12 protein-coding genes and 2 tRNA genes are annotated in these 14,356 nt (G+C 57.8%); 10 read left to right on the forward strand and 4 right to left on the reverse strand.

All coding sequences use genetic code 11. The annotated features are described in order from the left end of the window. Positions 1–226: 226 nt before the first annotated feature. A complete protein-coding gene (locus AWM79_RS14700) occupies positions 227–529 on the reverse strand; it encodes a hypothetical protein (RefSeq protein ID WP_017132438.1) in 303 nt (100 codons plus the stop codon). A 389-nt stretch (positions 530–918) separates the two neighbouring features. Here AWM79_RS14700 and thrS point away from each other — a divergent pair, with 389 nt between their 5' ends. The 10 genes from thrS to AWM79_RS14750 all read left to right on the forward strand — a co-directional run bounded on the left by thrS (position 919) and on the right by AWM79_RS14750 (position 8,702). Then, complete coding sequence (gene thrS, locus AWM79_RS14705; protein WP_017132439.1) at positions 919–2,841, forward strand: threonine--tRNA ligase; 1,923 nt, start codon at positions 919–921, stop codon at positions 2,839–2,841. After that, a complete protein-coding gene (infC, locus tag AWM79_RS14710; protein ID WP_176987518.1) occupies positions 2,841–3,392 on the forward strand; it encodes a translation initiation factor IF-3 in 552 nt (183 codons plus the stop codon). The genes thrS and infC overlap by 1 nt, the downstream gene beginning before the upstream one ends. Positions 3,393–3,452: 60 nt before the next feature. Continuing rightward, on the forward strand, positions 3,453–3,647 hold the full coding sequence (gene rpmI, locus AWM79_RS14715) for a 50S ribosomal protein L35 (protein WP_002553160.1): 195 nt from the start codon (positions 3,453–3,455) through the stop codon (positions 3,645–3,647). Positions 3,648–3,677: 30 nt separating this feature from the next. Continuing rightward, positions 3,678–4,034 carry a 50S ribosomal protein L20 gene (gene rplT / locus AWM79_RS14720; protein WP_017132441.1) on the forward strand — a complete coding sequence of 119 codons (357 nt, stop codon included), beginning with the start codon at positions 3,678–3,680 and terminating at the stop codon, positions 4,032–4,034. A 111-nt stretch (positions 4,035–4,145) separates the two neighbouring features. Next, the gene (pheS, locus tag AWM79_RS14725) at positions 4,146–5,162 is read left to right on the forward strand and encodes a phenylalanine--tRNA ligase subunit alpha (protein WP_017132442.1); all 1,017 of its coding nucleotides are present in this window, start codon (positions 4,146–4,148) and stop codon (positions 5,160–5,162) included. 27 nt (positions 5,163–5,189) lie between these two features. Beyond that, the gene (pheT, locus tag AWM79_RS14730; protein WP_060783139.1) at positions 5,190–7,571 is read left to right on the forward strand and encodes a phenylalanine--tRNA ligase subunit beta; all 2,382 of its coding nucleotides are present in this window, start codon (positions 5,190–5,192) and stop codon (positions 7,569–7,571) included. Between the two features lie 3 nt (positions 7,572–7,574). Beyond that, entirely contained in the window at positions 7,575–7,877 is a 303-nt protein-coding gene (gene ihfA / locus AWM79_RS14735) for an integration host factor subunit alpha (protein ID WP_002553164.1), read from the forward strand. Beyond that, complete coding sequence (locus AWM79_RS14740) at positions 7,858–8,214, forward strand: MerR family transcriptional regulator (RefSeq protein WP_017132444.1); 357 nt, start codon at positions 7,858–7,860, stop codon at positions 8,212–8,214. The genes ihfA and AWM79_RS14740 overlap by 20 nt, the downstream gene beginning before the upstream one ends. An 89-nt stretch (positions 8,215–8,303) precedes the next feature. Beyond that, positions 8,304–8,380: transfer RNA gene (locus tag AWM79_RS14745), tRNA-Pro, on the forward strand. A 245-nt stretch (positions 8,381–8,625) separates the two neighbouring features. Then, positions 8,626–8,702: transfer RNA gene (locus tag AWM79_RS14750), tRNA-Val, on the forward strand. Between the two features lie 170 nt (positions 8,703–8,872). Here AWM79_RS14750 and AWM79_RS14755 read toward each other — a convergent pair. From AWM79_RS14755 to AWM79_RS14765, 3 genes are all read right to left on the reverse strand, one after another. Beyond that, on the reverse strand, positions 8,873–10,801 hold the full coding sequence (locus AWM79_RS14755; protein ID WP_017134367.1) for a DNA topoisomerase III: 1,929 nt from the start codon (positions 10,799–10,801) through the stop codon (positions 8,873–8,875). 286 nt (positions 10,802–11,087) lie between these two features. Further along, a complete protein-coding gene (locus AWM79_RS14760) occupies positions 11,088–11,438 on the reverse strand; it encodes a hypothetical protein (RefSeq protein WP_026013467.1) in 351 nt (116 codons plus the stop codon). An 880-nt stretch (positions 11,439–12,318) separates the two neighbouring features. Further along, positions 12,319–14,289, reverse strand: a complete 1,971-nt coding sequence (locus AWM79_RS14765; protein WP_060783140.1) for a hybrid sensor histidine kinase/response regulator — start codon at positions 14,287–14,289, stop codon at positions 12,319–12,321. Between the last annotated feature and the right edge of the window lie 67 nt (positions 14,290–14,356).

Genomic DNA, 14,356 nt, shown 5'->3' on the forward strand with positions numbered 1-14,356 from the left:
CTATCATAGTCGAAATGTTCGACTTGGGAGCCCCCCGCAGTTCCCGATTGCCAAGCAGTCGTGCTTTCTTTATCGCAGTGATTGGCTGAGAGCCCCGGTTTAAAAGGGTTGCAGGAAAAACCGGCGGTGATAAAAAAAGCCGTAAAGCTGCATAAAATGTGTGAAAAGGCTGGTTTTCAAGCCGTTTTTGGTTCTGAAGACCGCGTAAATCTCCGTATGTCAGGGATTATTTGACGACCCGGCAGTCGGCAATGGCGCCCAGGGCCTTGGTCTTGAGTTCGGGACTGGGCTCTTTTTTGGCGTTCATCAGTGCGGAGATTTCATTCTTGCTGAAGTTGTCCCGCAGCTTGTCGGCACTACAGGCACAGTGTTGTTTCGCCACGTTGACCGGGACGCTCCGGCTGGCGGCAGCGGTACAGTCGTTCATGTAGGCAGTGCGCGTTTCCTTTGAAGGCCAGTCAGCGTGGGCACCCGAGGGCAGCAGGAGAAGGGTTGGAACGGCAAAGGCAAAAAGCTGAGTCAGGCGCATGGTTGAATACTTCTCCGGATAAAAACGACGGGCTGAGTAGTAGCGCTTGCCCCGTATTTGAGGGCGTGGGTGCAATTCAAGTTCAGTCGGGCTATTAACCCGCGGACTTTAGCAGTTTGTGCGTCAAGCGAGGCGATGACCGTTCATCTGTGCTAGCATCCCCGACCTGGCTATTTCCGGCATCGGTGCGAGCTGCAACTAATCGATGCCACTGCCATCAACCCTTTTTTGAACTCCAGTCACGGTGGTTCGTTTTCCGGTTGGCCCTTGCGGCTCCTGCCACTGTGCGGCAGGCGTTCTTCACTGAACGGCTGGACGGATCATGTACTGGCTGCTCATCCCAACCCACGTGACCTTTGGTAGGGGTCACCACTAGGAGAGGAGGCGCCATGCCCACTATTACTCTTCCCGACGGCAGTCAACGCTCGTTCGATCGTCCCATTTCCGTCGCTGAGGTTGCCGCCTCCATTGGTGCCGGCCTGGCCAAGGCCACGGTGGCCGGTAAGGTCGACGGCAAGCTGGTCGATGCCTGTGACTTGATCGACGCCGACGCCACGCTACAGATCATCACGCCCAAGGATGAGGAGGGGCTGGAGATCATTCGTCACTCTTGTGCCCACCTGGTTGGCCATGCGGTCAAACAGCTGTACCCGACGGCCAAGATGGTGATCGGTCCGGTCATTGACGAAGGTTTCTACTACGACATCGCCTACGAGCGTCCTTTCACTCCGGACGACCTGGCCGCGATTGAGCAGCGCATGCAGTTGTTGATCGAAAAAGACTACGACGTGATCAAGAAAGTCACGCCGCGCGCCGAAGTGATCGACGTGTTCACCCAACGTGGCGAGGACTACAAGCTACGTCTGGTCGAGGACATGCCGAATGAACAGGCCATGGGCTTGTATTATCATGAAGAATACGTCGACATGTGTCGTGGTCCCCATGTGCCGAACACGCGCTTCCTGAAGTCGTTCAAGCTGACCAAGCTGTCCGGTGCCTACTGGCGCGGCGACGCCAAGAACGAACAACTGCAACGTGTCTACGGCACGGCTTGGGCGGACAAGAAACAGTTGGCTGCCTACATCCTGCGCATCGAAGAAGCGGAAAAACGCGACCACCGTAAGATCGGCAAGCGCCTGGGCCTGTTCCACACCCAGGAAGAAGCGCCGGGGATGGTGTTCTGGCACCCGAACGGCTGGACCCTGTACCAGGTGCTTGAGCAGTACATGCGCAAGGTGCAACGTGACCACGGCTACCTGGAGATCAAGACCCCGCAAGTGGTCGATCGCTCCCTGTGGGAGAAGTCCGGGCATTGGGCCAACTACGCCGAGAACATGTTCACCACCGAATCGGAAAGCCGCGACTACGCGATCAAGCCGATGAACTGCCCATGCCACGTGCAGGTGTTCAACCAGGGCCTGAAGAGCTACCGCGAGCTGCCGCTGCGCCTGGCCGAATTCGGTGCCTGCCACCGCAACGAGCCGTCGGGCGCGCTGCACGGCATCATGCGCGTGCGTGCTTTTACCCAGGACGACGCCCATATCTTCTGCACCGAAGAGCAGATGCAGGCCGAATCCGCCGCGTTCATCAAGCTGACCATGGATGTCTACGCCGACTTCGGTTTCAAGGACATCGAGATGAAACTGTCCACTCGTCCGGAGAAACGCGTAGGTTCCGATGAGTTGTGGGATCGGGCCGAAAATGCCTTGGCGGCGGCACTCGACAGCGCCGGCCTGCCGTATGACCTGCAACCGGGCGAAGGGGCCTTCTATGGTCCAAAGATCGAGTTTTCGCTCAAGGACTGCCTCGGCCGCGTGTGGCAGTGTGGTACCCTGCAGCTCGATTTCAACCTGCCTATCCGTCTCGGTGCCGAATACGTGTCCGAAGACAACAGCCGCAAGCACCCGGTGATGTTGCATCGGGCGATCCTCGGCTCGTTCGAGCGCTTCGTCGGCATTTTGATCGAACACTACGAAGGTGCGTTCCCGGCCTGGCTGGCGCCCACCCAGGCCGTGATCATGAATATCACGGACAAACAGGCTGATTTCGCCCTCGAAGTGGAAAAAACTCTGGCCGAAAGCGGATTTCGTGCCAAGTCCGACTTGAGAAATGAAAAGATCGGCTTTAAAATCCGCGAGCATACTTTGCTCAAGGTTCCCTATCTTTTGGTTATCGGAGATCGGGAAGTCGAGATGCAGACTGTCGCTGTGCGTACTCGTGAAGGTGCTGACCTGGGCTCGATGCCCGTCGCCCAGTTCGCCGAGTTCCTCGCGCAAGCGGTTTCCCGGCGTGGTCGCCCAGATTCGGAGTAATTATTATTAAGCGTGAAATGAGACAAGATAAACGAGCTGCACCGAAGGCCCCGATCAACGAGAATATCTCGGCACGCGAGGTTCGGTTAATTGGCGCTGATGGCGAGCAGATTGGCATCGTCTCGATTGATGAAGCGCTTCGGATTGCCGAAGAAGCCAAGCTGGATCTGGTGGAAATTTCCGCCGATGCAGTGCCACCCGTTTGTCGGGTGATGGACTACGGCAAGTCGATTTTCGAAAAGAAAAAGCAAATTGCTGCTGCGAAGAAAAACCAGAAGCAAGTGCAGGTTAAAGAAATCAAGTTTCGTCCAGGGACGGAGGAAGGGGATTACCAGGTAAAACTGCGCAACCTGGTACGTTTCCTGAGTGATGGGGACAGGGCCAAGGTTTCCTTGAGATTCCGCGGTCGTGAGATGGCCCACCAGGAGCTGGGGATGGAACTCCTCAAGCGGGTTGAAAGTGACCTGCTTGAGTACGGTTCGGTCGAACAGCATCCTAAGATGGAAGGACGCCAGCTTATTATGGTCATCGCCCCGAAAAAGAAGAAGTAACCACCAGGGCACGGCAGGCCTTGCGGTTATGTTTATCAACTGAATGCGGAGTATCCGAACATGCCAAAGATGAAAACTAAAAGTGGTGCTGCTAAGCGGTTTCTGAAAACTGCTAACGGTATCAAGCACAAGCACGCTTTCAAGAGCCACATCCTGACCAAAATGTCGACCAAGCGTAAGCGTCAACTGCGCGGTAGCAGCTTGCTGCATCCGTCTGACGTGGCAAAGGTCGAGCGCATGCTGCGCCTTCGTTAATTTTTGGATCAAGAATAGAGGAAGTAACTCATGGCTCGTGTAAAGCGTGGCGTCATTGCCCGTAAGCGTCACAAAAAAATTCTGAAACTTGCTAAAGGCTACTACGGCGCTCGCTCGCGCGTATTCCGTGTTGCCAAGCAAGCGGTTATCAAGGCAGGCCAATACGCCTACCGTGACCGTCGTCAGAAAAAACGTCAGTTCCGCGCTTTGTGGATCGCTCGTATCAACGCCGGTGCGCGTATCAACGGTCTGTCCTACAGCCGTTTCATCGCCGGCTTGAAAAAAGCGGCCATCGAGATCGACCGTAAGGTTCTGGCTGATCTGGCAGTGAACGAAAAAGCGGCGTTTGCTGCGATTGTCGAGAAAGCTAAAGCCACCTTGGCTTAAGTACCCCCCGACAATCACCTGGGCACGCCTTTGCGGGCTCGGGTGTTAAACGTCAGTAAATAGGGGAAGAGCCTTAAAGCTCTTCCCCTATTTCGTATCTGGAGTCTGTACATGGAAAACCTGGACGCACTGGTCTCTCAAGCACTTGAGGCTGTGCAAAGCGCTGAAGATATCAATGCCCTGGAGCAAATCCGGGTTCACTACCTTGGCAAGAAGGGCGAGCTGACTCAGGTGATGAAGACCCTGGGGAGCCTGCCGGCAGAGGAGCGTCCGCAAGTCGGTGCTCTGATCAACGTCGCCAAGGAGCGTGTCACAGAGGTTCTCAACGCGCGCAAGGCTGCGTTCGAGGAGGCGGATCTGGCTGCCAAACTCGCCGCCGAGTCCATTGACGTGACCCTGCCTGGCCGCGGCCAGACCTCGGGCGGTCTGCATCCGGTTACCCGGACTCTGGAACGCGTCGAACAATTCTTTACCCGCATCGGCTACGGCATCGCCGAAGGTCCCGAGGTGGAAGACGATTACCACAACTTCGAGGCGCTCAACATCCCTGGCCATCACCCGGCCCGGTCGATGCATGACACCTTTTATTTCAACGCCAGCATGCTGTTGCGCACCCATACCTCACCGGTACAGGTGCGCACCATGGAGTCGCAGAAGCCGCCGATCCGCATCGTCTGTCCAGGCCGTGTGTACCGTAGCGATTCCGATATCACTCATTCGCCGATGTTCCACCAGGTCGAAGGCCTGCTGGTCGATCGCGACATCAATTTTGCCGACCTCAAAGGCACCATCGAAGAGTTCCTGCGGGTGTTCTTCGAGAAAGAACTGGCGGTGCGTTTTCGGCCTTCGTACTTCCCATTCACCGAGCCATCCGCTGAAGTCGACATGGAATGCGTAATGTGCAGCGGTAAAGGCTGTCGCGTCTGCAAGCAGACCGGCTGGCTGGAAGTCATGGGCTGCGGCATGGTACACCCCAATGTACTGCGCATGTCTGGCATCGACCCTGAAGAATTCCAGGGCTTTGCCTTCGGCATGGGCGTCGAGCGTCTGGCCATGCTGCGTTACGGCGTGAACGACCTGCGTCTGTTCTTCGATAACGACTTGCGGTTCCTCGCGCAATTTCGCTAGTCGTCACGAACTTATTAGGAGAACAGGATGAAATTCAGTGAACAATGGCTGCGCGGCTGGGTAAACCCGCAGGTGAGCCGCGACGAGCTGGTTGCTCGTCTGTCGATGGCCGGTCTTGAGGTCGATAGCGTGACCCCGGCCGCCGGCGCTTTCAGCGGCGTGGTCGTCGGTGAAGTACTCAGCACCGAGCAGCACCCGGACGCCGACAAATTGCGTGTCTGTCAGGTCAGCAACGGTTCGCAGACCTTCCAGGTTGTTTGTGGCGCACCCAACGTGCGCCCAGGTCTGAAGATTCCGTTCGCGATGATCGGTGCCGAACTGCCCGGCGACTTCAAGATCAAGAAAGCCAAGCTGCGCGGCGTCGAGTCGCATGGCATGCTGTGCTCGCAAGCCGAGTTGCAGGTCGGTGAAGGCAATGACGGCTTGATGGAGCTGGCCGCCGATGCGCCGGTTGGCGAAGATATTCGTGTTTACCTGAGCTTGGACGACGCCAGCATCGAGGTCGACCTGACCCCGAACCGCGGCGACTGCCTGTCCCTGGCTGGCCTGGCCCGTGAAGTCGGCGCGCTGTATGCCGCTCCAGTCACTCGCCCATTGGTCCAGGCTGTGCCTGCCGTGCATGACGAAGTGCGGTCGATCGAGGTGTTGGTGCCAGCAGCTTGCCCGCGTTACCTGGGGCGGGTGATTCGCAACGTCGACTTGTCGAAGCCGACCCCGTTGTGGATGGTCGAGCGCCTGCGTCGTTGCGACGTGCGCAGCATCGATGCCGCCGTCGACATCACCAACTACGTGATGATCGAACTGGGCCAGCCGCTGCACGCTTTCGACCTCGCCGAGATCAACGGCGGCATCCGTGTGCGAATGGCTGAGGAGGGCGAGAAGCTGGTGCTGCTCGACGGTCAGGAAGTCAGCCTGCGTAGCGATACCCTGGTGATTGCCGACCACACTCGTGCCCTGGCGATGGCCGGCGTGATGGGTGGCGAACACAGTGGTGTCAACACCGCGACCACCCGCGACATCTTTTTGGAAAGTGCTTTCTTCGATCAGATCGCTGTCGCTGGCAAGGCCCGTTCCTATGGGCTGCACACCGATGCCTCGCATCGCTATGAGCGTGGCGTGGACTGGCAGTTGGCCCGTGAAGCCATGGAACGCGCCACCGGCCTGCTGCTGGAAATCACCGGTGGCGAAGCCGGCCCCATCATCGAAACTGTCAGCGAGGCGCACCTGCCTGCCGTAGCTCCGGTGACTCTGCGTGCCGAGCGCGTCACCCAGATGCTGGGCATGGAAATGGACGCGGCCCAGGTGGAGCGCCTGCTGTCCGGCCTGGGCCTGAGCATTGTCGCCAGCGGAGTAGGGCAGTGGCAGGTCGAGGTACCCAGCCATCGCTTCGATATCAGCCTGGAAGTCGATCTGATCGAAGAGCTGGCGCGCCTGTATGGTTACAACCGCCTGCCGGTTCGTTATCCGCAAGCCCGCCTGGCACCCAAAGCCAAGGCCGAAGCTCGTAGCGAGCTACCGGAGCTGCGCCGCCTGCTGGTGGCCCGTGGTTACCAGGAAGCAATCACCTATAGCTTCATCGATCCAAAGCAGTTCGAATTGTTCAACCCTGGCGTCGAGCCGTTGTTGCTGGCCAACCCGATCTCCAATGACATGGCGGCCATGCGCTCGTCCCTGTGGCCAGGTTTGGTCAAGGTGTTGCAGCACAACCTGAACCGCCAACAGGATCGCGTTCGCCTGTTCGAAAGCGGCCTGCGTTTCGTCGGGCAGCTGGAAGGCCTGAAGCAAGAACCCATGCTCGCCGGGGTGGTCTGTGGCAGTCGCCTGCCGGAGGGCTGGGCACAGGGTCGCGATACCGTCGACTTCTTCGACGTCAAAGCAGACGTGGAAGCGTTGCTGGGCTTTGCCGGTGCGCTGGATTCGTTCACTTTCGTGGCGGGCAAGCACCCCGCGTTGCATCCGGGTCAAACCGCGCGCGTCGAACGGGAAGGGCGTCTGGTCGGTTTCATTGGCGCGATCCACCCCGAACTGTCGAAAACCCTCGGTCTTGATCGCCCCGTCTTCGTTTTCGAGCTGGTCTTGGCCGAAGTGGCATTGGGTAAAATGCCGAAATTCAACGAGTTGTCGCGCTTCCCTGAGGTGCGTCGTGACCTCGCACTGGTGGCGGACAAGGGCGTGGCGGCCAGTGCCGTACTGGAAGTAATTCGTGAAAATGCAGGCGAATGGCTCACAGAGCTCAGGCTCTTTGACGTCTATGAGGGTAAAGGCATTGATCCGCATAGAAAAAGCCTTGCAGTTGGCTTGACCTGGCAGCATCCATCGCGCACTCTTAATGACGATGAGGTGAATTCCACGACGCAAAACATTCTCACCTCGCTCGAACAAAGGTTGAACGCCACGTTAAGGAAGTGACGTATGGGGGCTCTGACGAAAGCTGAAATGGCGGAACGTCTCTACGAGGAGCTGGGTCTGAATAAACGGGAGGCCAAGGAATTGGTCGAACTGTTTTTTGAAGAAATCAGACACGCTCTGGAAGACAACGAGCAGGTCAAATTGTCGGGATTCGGCAATTTCGATCTGCGGGACAAACGCCAGCGGCCTGGCCGCAATCCAAAAACGGGAGAAGAAATCCCGATTACGGCTCGCCGTGTGGTCACCTTTCGTCCAGGGCAGAAGTTGAAAGCCCGAGTTGAGGCCTATGCTGGAACCAAGTCATAACGACGAGCTCCCGCCGATCCCAGGCAAACGCTACTTCACCATTGGTGAAGTCAGCGAGTTGTGTGCGGTAAAACCACACGTGCTGCGTTACTGGGAGCAGGAGTTTCCTCAACTCAACCCCGCCAAGCGTGGTGGTAATCGTCGGTATTATCAGCGTCACGACGTGCTGATGATCCGGCAGATCCGCGCTTTGCTGTACGACCAAGGCTTTACCATCGGCGGGGCGCGTCTGCGCCTCTCCGGCGATGAGGCCAGGGACGACAGCACCCAGTACAAACAGCTTATCCGCCAGATGATTTCCGAGCTGGAGGATGTGTTGATGGTGCTGAAGAAGTAATTTTTTTGGAAATAATACTTCCAAAATTCAAAAGGTTAGGTTAAATTCCTAATCGCTTTCAGAGGTTTGGAAGCACAGCTACTCAGTGTCGGGGCGTAGCGCAGCCCGGTAGCGCACTTGCATGGGGTGCAAGGGGTCGAGTGTTCGAATCACTCCGTCCCGACCAATTAATTCAATGACTTAGCCCGATATTCACAGTATCGGGCTTTTTCATGTGCGTGACTTTTGTGTGTGTAAGTTGGCGTCGGATTTGACACAAGCAGTAACGACGTGCGTTAGAGCAAGGCTCAAGCGCTAAGTGCCCGGCTAAAACAGTCTCAAATGAACCGATGATTTTCCAAGTCTATTCATAGGCTTAGCAAAAAAACAGGTTGCCACCTCGCTGAAAATCCGTAGAATGCAGCCCACAGCAGGCACGTAGCTCAGTTGGTTAGAGCACCACCTTGACATGGTGGGGGTCGTTGGTTCGAGTCCAATCGCGCCTACCAAACAAAATCCGCTCTGCTGGGCGGTTAAACAGGGTCAATCGAGAGATTGGCCCTTTTTTGCGTCTAGTGCCTGATGGGGCTCTGCGCCTATCTAATCTGCATTTTGGGTGGGTTGCTCTGCGCTGCCCTTGAAATAAGGTTGGTTGTCGGTCCTTGGTCTTTCGAGGCCGTCAGGACTTCTTCGGAGGGCGGCTCCTTGTTGTCTTGGCGCCTACCGACTTGCGTTTTTTCTTCCACGGTGCCGGTGCCGTCATCCCGGTCGGTAGGGTGATTTGCAGCTTCAGCTCGACACAACGCCCCACCTGCTTGCTCATCCATGCCGCCTGTTTGGCGACAAATTCTTCCAGACTCATCTCGCTGCTCTGCACCATGTCCAACGCCTGTTCCCAGATCGCCGTGGTGCCGGGGTCGGCAATCGCCCGTGGTACCGCATCGATCAGGCTGAAGGCCGCCGAGGTCGCTGACAGGCTTTTCCCGTGCTTGACCAGGTAATGGCGATCCAGCAAGCCCTGGATAATTCCGGCGCGGGTCGCTTCGGTGCCGATGCCAGTGGTGTCCTTGAGCTTCTGCTTGAGGCGCGGGTCCTCCACGTATTTGGCGACGTTTTTCATCGCCTTGATCAGGTCACCTTCGGTGAAGGGCTTCGGTGGCTGGGTCCAAAGGTCCTTGAGGTCGACCCGGTTCACCGCGCATTCGCAGCCTTCACGCAATGCTGGCAGGGCCTGTGGTTCGGCGGGCTCGCGTCCCTTGGTCGGCGCCAGCGCTTCAGGCAACGCCCGTTTCCAGCCAGGCTCGACAATCTGCTTGCCCACCGCTCGCAGCGCCTGTGCGGCACAGTCGAAATCAGCCTGGGTCCGGTCGTATTCATGGTTGGGTAGGAATTGTGCCAGGTAACGGGCACGAATCAGCGTATAGACTGCCCGTGGCTTGCCTTGCAGACGGTCAAGGCTGGCACCGCTGCCTGTCGGGATAATACCGTGGTGGGCGGTGATCCTGGCATCGTTCCAGGCCCGCGAGCGACGCGTCGGGTCAAGATAGGGCGCCAGCTTGCCCAGGCTCGGATCAGACCGCTCCAGTGCCGCCAATACCCGCCCGCAATCACCATGCTGGCTCAGTGGCAGAAAACCACAATCGCTGCGTGGGTAGGTGATGACCTTGTGGGTTTCGTACAGCGCCTGGGCAATATCCAGTGTCTCTTGGGCGCCCAGTCCCAGTCGTTTCGAACACACTTCCTGCAGGGTGCCGAGATCGAAGGGCAGGGGGGCCGGCTCGCGAATCCGCTCGGTCTTGAGTTTCATCACCGTGGCGTCGCTGGCCCTGCCCATGGCATGTGCCGCCTGTTGCGCCAGGGCTTGGTTCAGACAACGGTCCTGGTCATCACAGGCATCCTGAGGAGCGCGCCATTGGGCGACAAAGGATTGGCCCTCATGCAGCAGGTGTACGTCGATCGCCCAATAGGCCACCGGTACGAAGTCGGCGATGCTGCGGTCACGGTCCACCACCAGGCGCAAGGTTGGCGTCTGCACCCGACCGACCGGCAACACACCCTGATAGCCAGACTGGCGCCCAAGTAGAGTGAACAGGCGACTCATGTTCATCCCGATCAACCAGTCGGCGCGTGAGCGGCCCAGAGCTGAGTGATAGAGCGTGAAGGTTTCACTCCCTGGCTTGAGGGTCGCCAGCGCCTTGCGGATGGAGGCATCGTCCAGCGCCGATAGCCACAGGCGCTGGATCGGCCCGCGATAACGGCAATGCTCCACCAATTCCCGGGCGATCATTTCCCCTTCGCGGTCGGCGTCGGTGGCGATCACCAACTCCCGTGCCTCACCCAGAAGGCGCTTGACGGCTTTGTACTGGCTGGCGGTCTTGGGTTTGACCTGCATCTTCCATTTTTCCGGGACGATGGGCAGATCGGCCAGTACCCAGCGTTTGTAGCGAGCATCGTAGGCATCCGGCGGAGCGGTTTCCAGCAGGTGGCCGATGCACCAGGTGACGGTGACATTCGGGCCTACCCAGCAACCGTCGCCACGGCGCGTGGCACCGAGCACGGCGGCAATGTCTTTGGCTTGGGAGGGCTTCTCACAGAGGAACAACCGCATAACCACCTTGTTTCATTCGGCGCCTGGAAAGGGCTACAGAATGCTCGGAGTTGAAGCTTCGGGCAATCGTTATCTGTATAAATATACAGTTAAATATTGACGCTTGGAACAGGAATACCCCGGATTGCTCGACCAAGGTGAAAAATGTCATGGATCAAAGTGGCCTGCGAGAGGGAAGGTAAGTCGCTGGCTGAAACCGCGACGAGGCAACTGATTCAAGGCCTTGGCTTAAAAAAAACATAAAAAACCCGACAACGGGTGCCGGGTTTTTAGGAGGATTTGAGGGTTACTTACGACCGCCCAGTGCGCCGCCTGCCGCGCCACCCAGCCCGGCGCCAATCGCCGCACCAGTGCTGCCGCCGAGCTGATTGCCCAACAGCGAGCCGCCTGCCGCACCCAGGCCGCCACCGAGGGCTGCCTTGGTCTTCTTGCCTTTCTTGGCACTCACGGCACCACCGGCCGCACCGCCCAGGCCCGCACCGAGGGCTGCGCCGGTACTGCCGCCCATCTGCTGACCGACCACATTGCCCAAGACGCCACCCAAGCCTCCGCCAACCGCCGCCTGGGTACCGCCGGCAGCCACGGCGCCTTGGGCGAACAGGGCGCTGAGCGCCAGGACGGTAAGTGCTTTACGCATGTTGCGAACCTCGAAATAAATGGAGCTGTCATTGTCACCGGCCACGGGCAGCGACGCAAACGCTGTTGAGGGCCAGCGCGAGTTTATATTTTTTCTCTATCAGGGAACTTCCCTGTTTCGGGAAAGGCTGGAGCGTCATCGGATAATCTATCTGCGGAGCTGTTGAGTTGACTTTCTTTCTGACGGTTTCTCAGTCTTTCACCGTGGTCTTTTTATTTATTTCGTTTAGTCGGATGAGCTGATTAGGGCAAAGTAAGGGCGCTCGGCTGAATGAACCACTACAGCAGCTCTTGCTGCCGTGACTCGATTGATGTCCAGAAAAAACATGTGGTTATTGAATGAGTTAGAGTAAATTTTTGGTAAAATGATGTGGTAAATATCTTGTTACAAGTCGCCTCGATCAGTTAATATAGCCCCGCGTTCACCTACCACGGTTTATGCATTTTTAAGCCCCAAGCGTCCATCAGCCGCTTGGGCTTTTTTTTGCCTGGAGTTTGTTCTTGCAGGTGTCGGACAGGCTCTTGCGAGCCATGGTATATCCGGTATTTCATATCGATCCTGAATAAGACCCTTCTGCGAAATTGAGACGACCAAGAATAGGCGCTGCTCTTGGGCCTGGGTGCCAAAGGTACGCGGTCCGTGTGCATTTTTATCCCACTACGGGCGTCGGCGTCAGGCTAGTGGCCTGTACGGTTAGTTCGTTAGCTCAAGTTCGGATGCCATGAGTTCATGGCTAAGGCGCTGTGACGAGTCATAGCCGGGCTATGGCGAGGAACAGCAACGCAAGCCAGGGATTTATGGCATCCGAAATTGACTCATAGAACTAACCACACAGGCCACTAGGTGCCCACATGGCGGCGTGGTGATCCGTGGCGGCTGATCAGAGGTTGTTGATCAGTTCTCGCACGCGGTTGGCTAGGTCGTCGAGGGTAAATGGTTTGGCCATCACCTGCATGCCGGGCGGCAGGCCGCTGTCGCAGATCACCGAATTCTCGGCATAGCCGGTGACGAACAACACCTTGAGCCCCGGCCGTGTGCGTCGGGCCAGCTCTGCGAGCTGGCGGCCATTCATGCCACCGGGCAGACCGACGTCGCTGACCAGCAGGTCGATGCGGATCGGCGACTGCAGGATTTTCAATCCGGCCACTCCGTCGCTGGCTTCCAATACCTTGTAGCCACGTTCCTCCAGCAATTCGACTTCCAGCATCCGTACCTGAGCTTCATCGTCGACCACCAACACGGTCTCACCGGCCATGGCTTCTAAGGCGGGCAGTGGCGAGTGGCGTACACCCGGATCGTCGGGCTCGACAAAGTGACGCGGTAGGTAGAGGCGTACCTGCGTTCCGCTACCAGGGTGTGAGTTGATCCGTACCTGGCCGCCGGACTGCAGGGCAAAACGGTAGACCGTCGACAGCCCCAGGCCGGTGCCAGTGCCCTGGGGTTTAGTGGTGAAGAATGGGTCGAAGGCTTTACTCAGGACCTCTGCCGACATTCCACTACCGCTATCGGTGACACTCAGGCAGACGTAGCCCCCGGGCAGCAACTCCAGGGCTAAGGCCGCTGCCGAGGTGAGGTTGATATTCGTGGTTTCGATCACCAAACGGCCACCGTCGGGCATGGCTTCACGGGCGTTGACGCACAGATTGAGCAGCGAGTTTTCCAGCTGGTTTTGGTCCACCAGGGTGATCCACGGGCGATCGGACAGATTCGATTCCAGCCGTATCGACGGGCCGATAGTGCGTCGCAGCAGATCCTCCGTCTCATGCACCAATTGGTTGATGTCAGTGGCCCGGGAGTCCAGGGTCTGGCGTCGGGAAAAGGCCAGCAGCCGATGGGTCAGGGCCGTGGCCCGACGCGCAGCGGTCAGCGCGGCACTGATATAGCATTCGAGGTTGTTTACCCGGTGCTGGCAGATCCGGATCTGGAGCATTTCCAGATTACCGCTGATACCGGTCAGCAGATTGTTGAAGTCATGGGCCAAGCCGCCGGTAAGTTGTCCCACAGCTTCCATCTTCTGGCTCTGGCGCAATTGTGCCTCGGCCTTGGCCAGGGCCTGTTCTTTGTCGAGGGTGCAATCGCGGCCCACGGCATTGATGACCTGGTCGGAAGGGCTGGAAGACCAGTTGATCCAGCGATAACCGCCATTTTTACAGCGATAACGGTTTTCGAAACGCAGAAAGCTATGTCCCGAGGCAGATTGGCGAACACCTTCGAGGGTACGCTCCAGGTCATCGGGATGGATCAGATCGTACAGCGAGCTGCCGAGCAAGTCCGTTTCGATCCAGCCCAGGGTGTCGGTCCACGCAGGGTTGATGGCAATGATTTGGCCCTCGAAGCTGCAGCGCAGCATGATGTCGGAAGATAGCATCCAGAGCTGGTTGCGATCATCGGTACGGGAGGCGACCTCCTGTTCCAGCGAAGCGTTCAGTTGCTTGAGCGCGGTTTCCACCTGGCGTCGTTCAGTAATGTCGTTGAAGAACACCGCGACCTTGTGCTCGCCAATGTTACCGATGCGGACCGCATGCACGGCGTACCAGCGTTCCGGTTCCTGGGTATGGTGTTCAAAACGCCGCGGCACTCCGGTTACGGCGACTTCGCCGTAGATGTCCAACCCGTGCTGCTCGTGGGTGGGGAGCAGGTCGCGTACCCAGCGGCCCCGGCCACCGATCAGCCCGGTCTTGCGCTCGAACGCGGGATTCATGTCGATAAGGCGGTAGTCCACCGCTTTGCCCGCGGCGTCGAACTTTACTTCGATGGTGCAGAAACCCGTATCGACCGCCTCGAACATGGTTCGATAATGCGCTTCTCGTTCGACCAGTTGTTCGAACGCCCGGCTTCCGGAAACTTCCATGATGGTCCTATGCAGGAAATTGCTGATCCAATGGTATCAGGACATAGATTACTCAGGAGTATGGACC

The sequence above is a fragment of the Pseudomonas agarici genome, assembly GCF_001543125.1.
GTDB classification, from domain to species: Bacteria; Pseudomonadota; Gammaproteobacteria; order Pseudomonadales; family Pseudomonadaceae; genus Aquipseudomonas; species Aquipseudomonas agarici.